Consider the following 14,695-nt stretch of genomic DNA (forward strand, 5'->3'; position numbering starts at 1 on the left):
AGCACAGTTTTCGTTCACACCAGGAATAGTTTGAAGCATCCTAAGAGCTAGGAATGTAAGATGGCTCAATCAGTCCACAACGACCAAGTTGAGCAATCCATTCAGCGTCCTTCACATCTGTCTTACGACCGGGTACATTCTTGATATGTTGAGGATTGGCAAGTACTAAGACTAGATTAGAATCTGAAAAGATATTCAAAAAAGGGAGCCAATATCGCCCAGTACTTTCAAAAAAGACATGTGTGACATGATTTTCTACCACCCAATCTAAGGCATTGTGAAGAGCTACAGTAGTTGTCTCAAATTTCTTCTGAATTTTCTTTGGTTTATTGCTATCTAGTGAGCCATCTAGAATACAATAAACAATGGATTTTGGGTGAACATCAATGCCACAACATGTTTCAATCATAACTTCCATTATAAAAACCTCTTGTTAACTATTTGAAAAATAGAACAAGAGGTTAATTGTAATTTTATTTTCACGTTCAAGACATATTCGAGTTATCTCATGACTCTTGTTCATCCAGTTTTATGTACAGGCTAGGAAAAGTCCTATTAAAGACCACGGATTAGCATTGTTCAGCTTAATTATAAGCTAAACTTCTTTTTCTGTCATGAGTTAGCAGGCTCTGCCTGCTTAGAGTTTTATGTTGAAATTCCTGAAAGTACTTTCTGGCGACTTAAAATATTAAATTATTCTTAAAAGTAAAATCTATTCTATATCAATTTAGCTATAAAGTTCAAAGTTTATTGTATAATGAGGGAAAGGTATTATGCGAAAGGAGGAAACTTTCCGCTGTTTGGTCAGAGAGTAAGAGCAGTGGACGTTTGAAGAATGGGAGGTCTCATTCAGTCGGTTACTTTCTTTTTACTTGTTTAGTTGGAGGAACTAAAAATTTTTAAAGAAAAAAGAAAGCGCTTTATTTATAGAGAATATGAAAGGTAAAAAAATGAAGTATAGGGATTTTGATCGAAAACGACGATATGGCATTAGAAAATTTGCAGTTGGAACAGCTTCTGTACTAATTGGTACAGTTGTATTTGGAGTTTCGCCAGTTTTAGCCCAAGAACAGGGAAATGTAGTAGCACCAAGTACTGAAAATGTGGAAAAAGGCAAAGACCAATCATCAGAAGAGGTGCCCAAAGAAGCTGTAGTAGCAAATGCATCCGATGCTGATAAGAATGTAGTTGGGACTGAACTTGATCAAGATAAGCTCAAGAAGCAAGTAGAAGAAAAGACAGAAAATGCAACGGAAACAACTTTAAAAGAAGAGGAAGAATCAGCAGATGAGAATGCTATTCCTCGTGATTATTATTCAAGAGATTTAAAAAATGCTAATCCTGTCCTTGAAAAAGAAGATGTTGAAACCAATGCGGCAAATGGTCAGAGAGTCGATTTATCAAGTGAACTAGACAAACTAAAGAAACTTCAAAATGCTACAGTTCACATGGAGTTCAAACCAGATGCATCAGCTCCACGCTTTTACAATCTCTTTTCGGTATCCAGTGACACCAAGGAAAATGAGTACTTTACTATGTCGGTCCTTGATAATACAGCTCTTATTGAAGGGCGTGGCGCTAACGGGGAGCAGTTCTATGATAAGTATACAGATGCTCCTTTGAAAGTTCGTCCTGGACAATGGAATTCTGTGACCTTTACTGTCGAACAACCGACAGCAGAGTTACCTCATGGTCGAGTTCGTCTCTATGTGAACGGTGTCTTATCTCGAACAAGTCTCAAATCTGGTAACTTCATTAAAGATATGCCAGATGTTAATCAAGCTCAACTTGGAGCAACCAAACGGGGCAATAAAACAGTTTGGGCATCAAACTTACAAGTACGAAACCTAACTGTTTACGATCGTGCTTTAAGCCCAGATGAAGTTCAAACACGAAGTCAATTATTTGAAAGAGGTGAATTGGAACAGAAACTTCCTGAGGGAGCAAAAGTCACTGAGAAAGAAGATGTCTTTGAAGGTGGTAGGAATAATCAACCAAATAAAGATGGTATCAAGAGTTATCGTATCCCAGCTCTTCTCAAGACAGATAAAGGAACACTGATTGCTGGAACGGATGAAAGACGTTTGCACCATTCTGACTGGGGAGATATTGGGATGGTTGTTCGTCGTAGCTCAGATAATGGAAAAACATGGGGAGATCGAATTGTAATCTCAAATCCTCGTGACAATGAGCACGCTAAACATGCAGATTGGCCATCTCCAGTTAATATTGATATGGCCTTGGTGCAAGACCCTGAAACAAAGAGAATTTTTGCAATTTATGACATGTTCCTTGAAAGTAAGGCAGTATTTTCATTGCCGGGACAAGCTCCGAAAGCTTATGAACAAGTGGGAGATAAAGTTTATCAAGTTTTATATAAGCAAGGAGAATCAGGTCGCTATACGATTCGAGAAAACGGAGAGGTTTTCGACCCTCAAAATAGAAAGACAGATTATCGCGTCGTCGTTGACCCTAAAAAACCAGCCTACAGCGATAAGGGGGATTTGTATAAAGGGAATGAGCTAATCGGAAATATTTATTTTGAGTATAGCGAGAAGAATATTTTTAGAGTTTCCAATACCAACTACCTATGGATGTCCTACAGTGATGACGATGGGAAGACTTGGTCTGCACCAAAAGATATTACTCATGGGATTCGGAAAGATTGGATGCACTTCCTAGGAACTGGACCTGGTACGGGGATTGCCTTGCGTACAGGACCTCATAAGGGAAGACTGGTGATTCCAGTTTATACAACAAACAACGTTTCCTACCTAAGTGGTTCTCAATCATCTCGTGTAATTTACTCGGATGATCATGGTGAAACATGGCAAGCAGGGGAAGCAGTTAATGATAACCGTCCAGTAGGCAACCAAACCATTCACTCTTCAACCATGAATAATCCAGGTGCCCAAAATACGGAGTCGACTGTTGTTCAGTTGAATAATGGGGATCTCAAGCTCTTTATGCGTGGGTTGACTGGTGATCTTCAGGTTGCGACCAGTCATGATGGGGGAGCAACGTGGGATAAGGAAATCAAACGTTATCCTCAAGTAAAAGACGTTTATGTTCAAATGTCCGCTATTCACACCATGCATGAAGGAAAGGAATACATTCTACTCAGCAATGCTGGTGGTCCTGGACGCAATAATGGTTTGGTTCACCTGGCTCGTGTTGAGGAGAATGGTGAGTTGACATGGCTGAAACACAATCCTATACAAAGTGGTAAGTTTGCTTACAACTCACTCCAAGAACTCGGAAATGGCGAATATGGTTTGCTTTATGAGCATGCGGATGGCAATCAAAACGATTATACTTTATCCTATAAAAAATTCAACTGGGATTTCTTGACCAAGGATTGGATTTCTCCTAAAGAAGCAAAAGTGAAATATGCGATTGAAAAATGGCCAGGCATCCTTGCTATGGAGTTTGATTCGGAAGTATTGGTCAACAAGGCACCAACCCTTCAATTGGCAAACGGTAAAACAGCACGCTTCATGACCCAGTATGACACAAAAACCCTCCTATTTACGGTGGATTCAGAGGATATGGGTCAAAAAGTTACAGGTCTGGCAGAAGGTGCTATTGAAAGTATGCATAATTTACCAGTCTCTGTAGCGGGCACTAAGCTTTCGAATGGAATGAACGGAAGTGAAGCTGCTGTTCATGAAGTGCCAGAATATACAGGTCCACTAGGGACAGCGGGTGAAGAGGCAACTCCGACAGTCGAGAAGCCAGAATATACAGGCCCACTAGGGACAGCGGGTGAGGAACCAGCACCAACAGTTGAAAAACCAGAATTTACAGGCGGTGTGAATGGTGAAGAGGCCGCAGTTCATGAAGTACCAGAGTACACAGGCCCACTAGGGACAGCGGGTGAGGAACCAGCACCAACAGTTGAAAAACCAGAATTTACAGGCGGTGTGAATGGTGAAGAGGCCGCAGTTCATGAAGTACCAGAGTACACAGGCCCACTAGGGACAGCGGGTGAGAAATCAGCACCAACAGTTGAAAAGCCAGAATTTACAGGCGGTGTGAATGCTGTCGAAGTAGCTGTCCATGAACTTCCAGAGTACACAGGCCCACTAGGTACAGCGGGCGAAGAGGCAGCTCCAACAGTCGAGAAACCAGAATTTACAGGCGGAGTTAATGCTGTTGAGGCCGCAGTTCATGAAGTACCAGAGTATACAGACACATTAGGTACAGCGGGTGAAGAGGTAGCTTCAACAGTTGAGAAGCCAGAGTTTACAGGCGGTGTGAATGCTGTTGAAGCAGCAGTCCATGAAGCCCCTGAGTACAAAGGTGGCGTGAATGCAGCCGATGCAGCTGTACATGAACTCGCAGAATATAAGGGAGCTAATTCGCTTGTGAATCTTGCTACAGAAGATTATACTTACAAAGCTCCTCTTGCTCAGCAGACACTTCCTAATACAGGGAACAAGGAGAGTGGAATCCTTGCCTCACTAGGACTCACAGCTTTCTTCCTTGGCTTGTTTGCAATGGGGAAAAAGAAAGAAGAATAAGAGAATAATTTTAATCATTTGGCTTTGTAAAAATAGAAGGAGATAGTAGGTTTTTCAGCCTGCTATCTTTTTCTTTCGGCTCAAGGTGTGCTAATAAGAAATTCTAAGATGTCTGAAACTACTTTCAGGATAGTCTGTTCTATAAAATAGTTTTGAAACTGAAATCTATTCTACCATAAACTATTGAAAGCGCTTAACAAATAATATATAATAAGCCCATAGAAGAAAGAAAGGGAGGAAAGAGGATGCCACAGATCAGCAAAGAAGCCTTGATTGAACAAATCAAAGATGGAATCATTGTCTCTTGCCAGGCACTTCCTCACGAACCGCTTTATACAGAAGCGGGAGGGGTTATCCCCTTGCTAGTCAAAGCGGCTGAGCAAGGTGGAGCAGTCGGTATCCGAGCAAACAGTGTTCGCGATATCAAGGAAATCAAGGAGGTTACGAAACTTCCAATTATCGGAATCATCAAACGTGACTATCCGCCACAGGAGCCCTTCATTACAGCTACGATGAGAGAAGTTGATGAACTGGCTGAACTAGACATAGAGGTCATTGCTCTGGATTGTACCAAACGTGAACGTTACGACGGTTTGGAAATCCAGGACTTTATCCGACAAGTCAAAGAAAAATATCCTCATCAACTCTTAATGGCTGATACCAGTACTTTTGAAGAAGGGCTAGCAGCAGTCGAAGCGGGAATTGATTTTGTTGGAACAACCTTATCAGGTTATACTTCTTACAGTCCAAAAGTAGATGGTCCAGACTTTGAACTGATCAAAAAACTTTGTGAAGCAGGGGTGGATGTCATCGCTGAAGGGAAAATTCATACACCAGAACAAGCCAAACAAATCCTTGAATATGGGGTGCGAGGCATCGTTGTCGGTGGAGCTATTACTAGACCAAAAGAGATTACGGAGCGCTTTGTTGCCGGTCTTAAATAACACAATCTCAAAAAAGAGGAGAGTGGTCGATGCGTCGGATAAAATGAAAACGTATACAAATAGAAGCTTACTCACTATCCAATATGGACACGCTTATTAATTAGGAGAATACAAATGAAATTTAGAAAACTAGCTTGTACAGTACTTGCAGGTGCTGCGATTCTTGGCCTTGCGGCTTGTGGGAATTCTGGTGGAAGTAAAGATGCTGGAAAATCTGGTAGCGATAGCGGAAAAACAGAAATCACTTGGTGGGCATTCCCAGTCTTCACACAAGAAAAAACTGGCGATGGTGTTGGAACTTATGAAAAATCAATCATCGAAGCTTTTGAAAAAGCAAATCCAGATGTAAAAGTGAAATTGGAAACCATTGACTTCAAGTCGGGTCCTGAAAAGATCACAACAGCCATCGAAGCAGGAACAGCGCCAGACGTACTCTTTGACGCACCAGGACGTATCATCCAATACGGCAAAAATGGTAAATTGGCTGAGTTGAACGACCTCTTCACAGACGAATTCGTCAAAGATGTCAATAATGAAAACATCGTACAAGCAAGTAAGGCTGGTGACAAAGCTTACATGTATCCAATCAGTTCAGCTCCATTCTACATGGCCATGAACAAGAAAATGTTGGAAGATGCAGGAGTTGCAAACCTTGTCAAAGAAGGTTGGACAACTGATGACTTTGAAAAAGTTTTGAAAGCGCTTAAAGATAAAGGATATACACCAGGTTCATTGTTCAGTTCTGGTCAAGGGGGAGACCAAGGAACACGTGCCTTCATCGCAAACCTTTATGGCGGTTCTGTAACAGACAAAGATGTAACTAAATATACAACTGACGATCCTAAATTCGTCAAAGGTCTTGAAAAAGCTGCTAGCTGGATTAAAGACGGTTTGTTGAACAATGGTTCACAATTTGACGGTGGAGCAGACATCCAAAACTTTGCGAATGGTCAAACTTCATACACAATCCTTTGGGCACCAGCTCAAAACGGTATCCAAGCGAAACTCTTGGAAGCAAGTAAGGTAGACGTGGTAGAAGTACCATTCCCATCAGACTCTGGTAAACCATCTCTTGAATACCTTGTAAATGGATTTGCAGTATTTAACAACAAGGACGACAAAAAAGTCGCAGCTGCTAAGAAATTCGTTCAATTCATCGCAGATGACAAAGAATGGGGTCCTAAAGACGTAGTTCGTACAGGTGCCTTCCCAGTTCGTACATCATTTGGCAAACTTTATGAAGACAAACGTATGGAAACAATCAGTGGCTGGACTAAATACTACTCACCATACTACAACACTATCGATGGATTTGCTGAAATGAGAACTCTTTGGTTCCCAATGTTGCAATCTGTATCAAATGGTGACGAAAAACCAGCGGATGCTTTGAAAGCCTTCACTGAAAAAGCTAACGAAACAATCAAAAAAGCTACAAAACAATAAGCACTAAGTCAGATTGATTCCCCCTTTTCCCTGAGCACTACGGTGTAAGAAAAGGGGGACTTTTGTTTGAAATGTAAGGAACTGTCACGAAATTAAAATGAAGTTCTTACATAAGCGAATCTTAAAAAATTTCATTTTGATTTTAAAACAGTTCAAGAAAATCAAAAACTATTCTATTTGAAAGAGAGGTGCCGACTGTGAAAGTTAATAAAATTCGTATGCGGGAAACAGTGATTTCCTACGCTTTCCTAGCACCAGTATTGTTCTTCTTTGTTATCTTTGTCTTGGCTCCTATGATTATGGGATTCATTACAAGTTTCTTTAACTACTCCATGACCAGCTTTGAGTTTGTTGGTTTGGATAACTACATTCGTATGTTTAAAGACCCTGTCTTTACCAAGTCTTTGATCAATACCGTTATCCTAGTTATTGGATCAGTACCGATTGTGGTTCTCTTCTCGCTCTTTGTAGCATCTCAAACCTATCATCAAAATGCGATTGCTCGTTCTTTCTATCGTTTCGTCTTCTTCCTTCCTGTAGTTACAGGTAGTGTTGCCGTAACGGTTGTATGGAAATGGATCTATGACCCCCTATCAGGGATTCTAAACTTTGTCCTTAAGTCAAGCCATATCATCAGCCAAAACATTTCTTGGCTGGGTGACAAAAACTGGGCTTTGCTAGCGATTATGATTATCCTTTTGACAACATCTGTTGGTCAACCGATTATCCTTTATATCGCTGCCATGGGGAATATTGATAACTCACTTGTTGAAGCAGCGCGTGTTGACGGTGCGACTGAATTTCAAGTCTTCTGGAAGATCAAATGGCCTAGCCTTCTTCCAACAACTCTTTACATCGCGATCATCACAACCATCAACTCATTCCAATGTTTTGCTTTGATTCAGCTCTTGACTTCTGGTGGTCCAAACTACTCAACAAGTACCTTGATGTACTACCTTTACGAAAAAGCCTTCCAATTGACAGAGTACGGCTATGCCAATACTATTGGTGTCTTCTTGGCAGTGATGATTGCCATTGTCAGCTTTGCTCAATTCAAGATCCTCGGAAACGATGTAGAATACTAAGGAAAGGAGACAGTTATGCAACCTACACAAAAGAAACCCTTAACAGCTTTCACTGTTATTTCAACGATTATCTTGCTCTTGTTGACCGTACTGTTCATCTTTCCATTCTACTGGATCTTGACAGGGGCCTTCAAATCACAGCCTGATACCATTATGATTCCGCCACAGTGGTTCCCTAAAATGCCAACCATGGAGAACTTCCAACAACTCATGGTGCAAAACCCTGCTATGCAGTGGATGTGGAACTCTGTATTTATCTCACTGGTAACCATGTTCCTAGTCTGTGCTACCTCTTCTCTAGCAGGTTATGTCTTGGCTAAAAAACGTTTCTATGGTCAACGCATCCTCTTTGCAGTTTTTATCGCTGCCATGGCACTTCCAAAACAAGTTGTCCTTGTACCATTGGTACGTATCGTCAACTTCATGGGAATTCACGATACTCTCTGGGCAGTTATCTTGCCTTTGATCGGATGGCCATTTGGGGTCTTCCTTATGAAACAATTTAGTGAAAATATCCCGACAGAATTGCTTGAATCAGCTAAAATCGACGGTTGTGGTGAGATCCGTACTTTCTGGAGCGTAGCCTTCCCTATCGTGAAACCAGGATTTGCAGCTCTTGCAATCTTTACCTTCATCAATACTTGGAACGACTACTTCATGCAGTTGGTTATGTTGACTTCACGTCAAAACTTGACTATCTCACTCGGGGTTGCGACCATGCAGGCCGAAATGGCAACCAACTACGGTTTGATCATGGCGGGTGCAGCTCTCGCAGCAGTGCCAATCGTAACCGTCTTCCTTGTCTTCCAAAAATCCTTCACTCAGGGTATCACTATGGGAGCTGTCAAAGGTTAAGACCTTGCGAAAATCGAATTTAAACTACGTCAGCGTTACCTTGCCATACTTAAGTTTTGCCAGCGGTTAGCTTCCTAGTTTGTTCTTCGATTTTCATTGAGTATAAGAGAATACAGAGTTATAAGTGTCTACAAAATGGAGAGTATGCAGTTACTTCGTGAAGTTTTGTCAGACACTTATAAACTTAATTTATGATTTTAGTTAACTATCAGAAACGAAGGAAACAGTATGATTTTTGACGATTTGAAAAACATCGCCTTTTACAAGGGGATTCATCCCAATCTAGACAAGGCTATCGACTATCTCTATCAGCACCGTAAGGATTCTTTCGAACTCGGTAAGTATGAGATTGACGGGGACAAGGTCTTTCTAGTTGTTCAGGAAAATGTCCTCAATCAAGCTGAAAATGATCAATTTGAACACCATAAACACTATGCAGACTTGCATTTGTTGGTAGAAGGACATGAATATTCGAGCTACGGTTCACGTATCAAAGACGAGGCGGTAGCATTCGATGAAGCGAGCGACATTGGTTTTGTATATTGTTATGAACGCTACCCACTATTGCTGGGCTATTACAATTTTGCGATTTTCTTCCCAGGAGAACCGCACCAGCCAAATGGCTATGCAGGTATGGAAGAGAAGGTTCGCAAATATCTCTTTAAAATTTTGATTGATTAGAAGAATCAGGAGGAGCAAACATGGCACAAAAAGGAGTAAGCCTAATCAAGGCAGCATTTGATACAGATAATTTTCTCATGCGTTTCAGTGAGAAGGTCTTGGATATCGTGGCAGCCAATCTTCTTTTTGTCGTCTCTTGTTTGCCTATCGTCACGATTGGAGTGGCGAAAATCAGCCTCTATGAGACTATGTTTGAGATTAAGAGAAGCAGACGGGTACCAGTCTTTAGAACTTATCTAAGAGCTTTCAAGCAAAATCTGAAACTGGGGCTTCAGTTAGGTCTGTTAGAGTTGGGCATTGTGTCATTAAGCCTTCTAGACCTCTATCTCTTCTGGGGACAGACTGCTTTGCCTTTCCAGATTGTGAAAGCTATATGTTTGGGGATTCTCATCTTCCTCACTCTGGTGATGTTGGCTAGTTATCCCATCGCTGCACGCTATGATTTGTCTTGGAAAGAAGTGCTGCAAAAAGGGCTTATCTTGGCAAGTTTTAACTTTCCTTGGTTCTTCCTCATGTTAGCCATTCTCTTTCTCATAGTGATGGTTCTTTATCTATCCGCCTTCACTCTCCTTTTGGGTGGGTCAGCTTTTATCCTCTTTGGTTTTGGTTTGCTAGTCTTTCTCCAAACAGGATTGATGGAGAAAATCTTCGCCAAATACCAGTAGGATGAGGTGTTTCTGAAACTACTTTCAATCGTTACAGTTTCTAAAATACAGGTAGAAACTAAAATCTAAGTGTATACAAGATATTGAAAGCGATTTTCACAAGGTGTATACTAAACTTGTAAAAAAATAGAACTGCTCTCAGCAGAAAAAAGAAATCTTAGGAGAAAATCTATGTCAGATTTGAAAAAATACGAAGGTGTCATTCCAGCCTTCTACGCATGTTATGATGATCAAGGAGAAGTCAGTCCAGAGCGTACGCGTGCCTTGGTCCAATACTTCATTGATAAAGGTGTTCAAGGTCTCTATGTCAATGGTTCTTCTGGTGAGTGTATCTACCAAAGTGTGGCAGACCGCAAGTTGATTTTGGAAGAAGTTATGGCCGTTGCCAAAGGAAAATTGACTATCATTGCTCACGTTGCTTGCAATAATACAAAGGATAGTATGGAACTTGCTCGCCACGCAGAAAGCTTGGGTGTAGATGCCATTGCAACCATTCCACCGATTTACTTCCGTTTGCCAGAATACTCAGTTGCCAAATACTGGAATGACATTAGTGCTGCAGCTCCAAACACGGACTACGTGATTTACAACATTCCTCAATTGGCAGGTGTTGCTTTGACTCCAAGTCTCTACACTGAAATGTTGAAGAATCCTCGTGTTATCGGTGTTAAGAACTCTTCTATGCCAGTTCAAGATATTCAAACTTTTGTGAGCCTCGGTGGAGAAGACCACATCGTATTCAATGGTCCAGATGAACAATTCCTTGGTGGTCGCCTCATGGGTGCCAAAGCTGGTATCGGTGGTACTTACGGTGCTATGCCAGAACTCTTCTTGAAACTCAATCAGTTGATTGCTGAGAAAGACTTGGAAACAGCGCGTGAATTGCAATACGCTATCAACGCAATCATTGGTAAATTGACTGCTGCACATGGAAATATGTACGGTGTCATCAAAGAAGTATTGAAAATCAATGAAGGTTTAAACATTGGTTCAGTTCGTTCACCATTGACGCCAGTAATCGAAGAAGATCGTCCAGTTGTAGAAGCAGCAGCAGCCTTGATTCGTGAAACCAAGGAGCGCTTCCTCTAATCCATAAGGAGGTATTTATGACACACTACGTTGCAATTGATATTGGTGGAACCAACATCAAATATGGTTTGATTGACCAAGAAGGCCAACTTGTTGAATCGCATGAAATGCCAACAGAGGCGCATAAGGGCGGCCCTCATATCTTACAAAAGACCAAAGATATCGTTTCCAGCTATTTAGAAAAAGGCCCAGTAGCAGGTGTTGCTATTTCTTCTGCAGGAATGGTAGATCCTGACAAAGGTGAGATTTTCTATGCCGGCCCGCAAATTCCTAACTACGCAGGAACCCAGTTCAAGAAGGAAATCGAGACGAACTTTTCTATTCCTTGCGAAATTGAAAATGATGTCAACTGTGCAGGTCTTGCTGAGGCAGTATCTGGTTCAGGAAAGGGAGCGAGTGTGACACTTTGCTTGACCATTGGAACAGGTATCGGTGGTTGCTTGATTATGGATGGGAAAGTCTTCCATGGTTTTAGCAATTCAGCCTGTGAAGTCGGTTATATGCACATGCAGGATGGAGCTTTCCAAGACTTAGCTTCTACGACAGCCTTGGTAGAATATGTGGCAGCAGCTCATAGAGATTCAGTTGACCAGTGGAATGGCCGACGCATCTTTAAGGAAGCTACTGAAGGAAACAAGATCTGTATGGCTGGCATTGACCGCATGGTAGATTACCTTGGGAAAGGTCTGGCAAATATTTGCTACGTTGCCAATCCAGAAGTAGTCATTCTCGGTGGTGGTATCATGGGACAAGAGGCTATTCTCAAACCAAAGATTCGCACAGCCTTGAAGGCGGCCTTGGAGCCAAGTCTAGCTGAAAAAACACGATTGGAATTTGCCCATCACCAAAATACAGCAGGGATGTTGGGAGCTTATTACCATTTTATACTCAATGAAAATCAAAGAGCAAAGTAGGAAGCTAGCCGTAGGCAGTACTTGAGTACGGAAAGGTGAAGCTGACGTGGTTTGAATTTGATTTTCGAAGAGTATTAAAACAAAACAATCCTAGTTTGGAACTATAGAATTAAGAAGAACACTTAATCACTACTTGAGTGAAAAATGTTTTCCTTAATTCTTTTTTTATTGAAAAATTTGAGCGAAAGGAGGTAATCGTGAGAAACTAGGAGAAAATAACCGCCTTGCATGAGAAGTTAAGCCGAGATGATGAACTACAAGGCGAGAGCAATTCTATCATCAATTGAAATGATATTTAGCTTGAGTAAATGAGAAAATGTGGAAAAATGATATAATGAAATGGACGAGAAATTGACAAATTAGAATTTGTAAAGGTGAGAAAAATGCAATGGCAACATATTCACCTTAAATCGAAATAATATAAAATTACGAGGAGATGATAAGATGGACAATTATATAAAATTAAATGAAGATAGGTGGAATAATGTAAAAAATGACTATACTGAGCCATTGACACATGAAGAATTAGAAGAAGTTAGAAAACATCCAATTTCTGTTGCCTTAACTGTTGGGAAAAAAGTTCCAAAAGAATGGTTTGAAAAAGCCAAGGGAAAAAAGATATTAGGTTTAGCTTGTGGAGGCGGACAGCAGGGTCCAGTTTTTGCTGCAAAAGGTTATGATGTCACCATAATGGATTTTTCTAAATCACAATTAGAAAGAGATGAGATGGTTGCTAAAAGAGAAGGCTTAAAAATCAATACAGTTCAAGGCGATATGACAAAACCATTTCCATTTGAAAATGAAACCTTTGATATTATTTTTAATCCGGTGTCAAATGTATATATAGAAGATTTAGAAAACATGTATAAAGAAGCCTCTCGAGTATTGAAAAAGGGCGGTTTGTTAATGGTCGGATTCATGAATCCTTGGATATACATGTATGATGCAGACACTGTATGGGACAAACCCGATGAGGAATTACTTTTAAAGTTTTCACTACCTTTTAATTCAAGAGAGCTTGAAGAGGAAGGCAAAATAACCATAAATCCAGAATATGGATATGAATTTAGCCATACCTTAGAAACTCAGATTAGAGGACAACTTAAAAATGGTCTCGCTATGATCGATTTTTATGAATCGTGTGATAAAAGACATCGATTATCACGTTATGGAAATGACTACATCGCTACACTCTGCATTAAACTATGATATTATAGAACGTACTTCTGAAGAATAGCTCATTTTATTTTACGATTAGAATTTCCCATACCCAAAATACCGCAGGGATGTTGGGTGCCTATTATCATTTTATACTCAATGAAAACCAAAGAGCAAAGTAGGGAGCGAGCCATAGGTTGCTCAAAGCACAGCTTTGAGGTTGTAGATAAGACTGACGAAGTCAGTTACCTATACGTACGGCAAGGTGAAGCTGACGTGGTTTGAAGAGATTTTTGAAGAGTATTAAAACAAAACAATCCTAGTTTGGTTCAACCAAACTAGGATTTTCTAACGCGTTTTTGTCTACGATAGCCATTGAGCTTTTTATTTTCCCAATAGCTGTTAAAGATTTTTTCCTTGCTCTCGCGATTGATTTCTAAAAAGTAGGCATAAATCAAATCTATTAAGATGAGCATAGGGAGCTGAGCGGAAATACGCTGGATGTAAGAAGATTGGCTATGATTTGCGACGAGGACTGTTTCGGTATAAGCCTGACTATTTTTGTTTGGAGCGCTGGTAAAGAGAATGGTCTTAGCCCCCATTTCTTTGGCATCCAACAAACTATCGAGGACGGATTGGGTAGTGCCTGATAGGGAAAAGCCAAGTACCAAACAGTTTTCATCCATGATACTGGTCGTCCATGCAAAGCCATCCTGATCGGTCAAAGCTTCACAGACAACACCTAGACGCATAAAACGGAGTTTCATCTCACGGGCAATCAGACCAGAACTTCCCGTTCCAAAAAAGTAAACTCGTTCAGCGTCATCGATTAGCTGGGCAACTCGTTCCAGTTGTTCTTCGTCAATTAAATCCTGTGTTTGTTCCCGTAGGTTGCTGTAGCTTCGAAGTACACGTTTGGTCAAAGGACTATGTTTGTGGGAATGGGTGTCCTGTTTATTGGCCTGGTGTTGGTATTGAAAAACAAATTCTCGATAGCCAGTAAAGCCACACTTTTTGGCAAAACGAGTAAGAGCAGCTTGGGAAACATGCAGTTTTTGAGTAACCTGTTGCGATGATAGATCATCCACGATTGTATCTACCTGCAAGAAATAACGAGCGATTTCCTGCTCTAACTCTGTTAATTCTTCAAAATGAAGATCAATAATAGTTGCGATATCCTGCTTTTTCATGGAGCTCCTTTTCATGAGTCAAAGTCTTAAAAGTTGACGATTGCCTGCTTATTAACATCATTATATCATAGAAGTTAGGATAACCAAATAAAAAGGCATTTTCAGTTAAAAGTCAAAAAATGCTTCGACTTTTCCAAGAGTTTCTCCG

The 14,695-nt window shown here is 40.7% G+C and carries 12 protein-coding genes and 1 pseudogene; 11 read left to right on the forward strand and 2 right to left on the reverse strand.

Features of this window, described 5'->3' with window-relative positions:
- Positions 1–40 precede the first annotated feature (40 nt).
- The gene (locus D8801_RS00090; RefSeq protein ID WP_125846979.1) at positions 41–418 is read right to left on the reverse strand and encodes an IS110 family transposase; all 378 of its coding nucleotides are present in this window, start codon (positions 416–418) and stop codon (positions 41–43) included.
- A 532-nt stretch (positions 419–950) separates the two neighbouring features.
- On the opposite strand from D8801_RS00090, the gene D8801_RS00095 reads away from it, so the two are divergent.
- From D8801_RS00095 to D8801_RS00140, 11 genes and pseudogenes are all read left to right on the forward strand, one after another.
- On the forward strand, positions 951–4,523 hold the full coding sequence (locus D8801_RS00095; RefSeq protein ID WP_125846981.1) for an SIALI-17 repeat-containing surface protein: 3,573 nt from the start codon (positions 951–953) through the stop codon (positions 4,521–4,523).
- A 245-nt stretch (positions 4,524–4,768) separates the two neighbouring features.
- Positions 4,769–5,467, forward strand: coding sequence for an N-acetylmannosamine-6-phosphate 2-epimerase (locus D8801_RS00100; protein WP_125846983.1), 699 nt, complete (start codon positions 4,769–4,771; stop codon positions 5,465–5,467).
- Between the two features lie 114 nt (positions 5,468–5,581).
- Complete coding sequence (locus D8801_RS00105; protein WP_084926108.1) at positions 5,582–6,910, forward strand: ABC transporter substrate-binding protein; 1,329 nt, start codon at positions 5,582–5,584, stop codon at positions 6,908–6,910.
- Between the two features lie 218 nt (positions 6,911–7,128).
- Positions 7,129–7,995 (forward strand): carbohydrate ABC transporter permease, encoded by an 867-nt coding sequence (locus tag D8801_RS00110; RefSeq protein ID WP_001209417.1) that lies wholly within the window; start codon positions 7,129–7,131, stop codon positions 7,993–7,995.
- Positions 7,996–8,010: 15 nt separating this feature from the next.
- Entirely contained in the window at positions 8,011–8,850 is an 840-nt protein-coding gene (locus tag D8801_RS00115) for a carbohydrate ABC transporter permease (protein WP_001183243.1), read from the forward strand.
- 228 nt (positions 8,851–9,078) lie between these two features.
- Positions 9,079–9,531: a NanQ anomerase/TabA/YiaL family protein gene (locus D8801_RS00120; RefSeq protein ID WP_125846985.1), complete on the forward strand. Its 453-nt coding sequence runs from the start codon at positions 9,079–9,081 to the stop codon at positions 9,529–9,531.
- A gap of 20 nt (positions 9,532–9,551) precedes the next feature.
- Entirely contained in the window at positions 9,552–10,196 is a 645-nt protein-coding gene (locus D8801_RS00125) for a YesL family protein (RefSeq protein WP_125846987.1), read from the forward strand.
- Between the two features lie 171 nt (positions 10,197–10,367).
- The gene (locus tag D8801_RS00130; RefSeq protein ID WP_125846989.1) at positions 10,368–11,285 is read left to right on the forward strand and encodes a dihydrodipicolinate synthase family protein; all 918 of its coding nucleotides are present in this window, start codon (positions 10,368–10,370) and stop codon (positions 11,283–11,285) included.
- Between the two features lie 17 nt (positions 11,286–11,302).
- Entirely contained in the window at positions 11,303–12,199 is an 897-nt protein-coding gene (locus tag D8801_RS00135; protein WP_125846991.1) for an ROK family protein, read from the forward strand.
- A gap of 215 nt (positions 12,200–12,414) precedes the next feature.
- Positions 12,415–12,483 (forward strand): annotated as a pseudogene (locus tag D8801_RS10040) (recombinase family protein); the annotation flags it as partial.
- A gap of 160 nt (positions 12,484–12,643) precedes the next feature.
- The gene (locus D8801_RS00140; protein WP_125846993.1) at positions 12,644–13,408 is read left to right on the forward strand and encodes a class I SAM-dependent methyltransferase; all 765 of its coding nucleotides are present in this window, start codon (positions 12,644–12,646) and stop codon (positions 13,406–13,408) included.
- Positions 13,409–13,695: 287 nt separating this feature from the next.
- Here D8801_RS00140 and D8801_RS00145 read toward each other — a convergent pair whose 3' ends face one another.
- Positions 13,696–14,547 carry a MurR/RpiR family transcriptional regulator gene (locus tag D8801_RS00145; RefSeq protein ID WP_125846995.1) on the reverse strand — a complete coding sequence of 284 codons (852 nt, stop codon included), beginning with the start codon at positions 14,545–14,547 and terminating at the stop codon, positions 13,696–13,698.
- Positions 14,548–14,695: the final 148 nt, after the last annotated feature.

Source organism: Streptococcus oralis (assembly GCF_003943415.1).
GTDB lineage: Bacteria > Bacillota > Bacilli > Lactobacillales > Streptococcaceae > Streptococcus > Streptococcus oralis_BJ.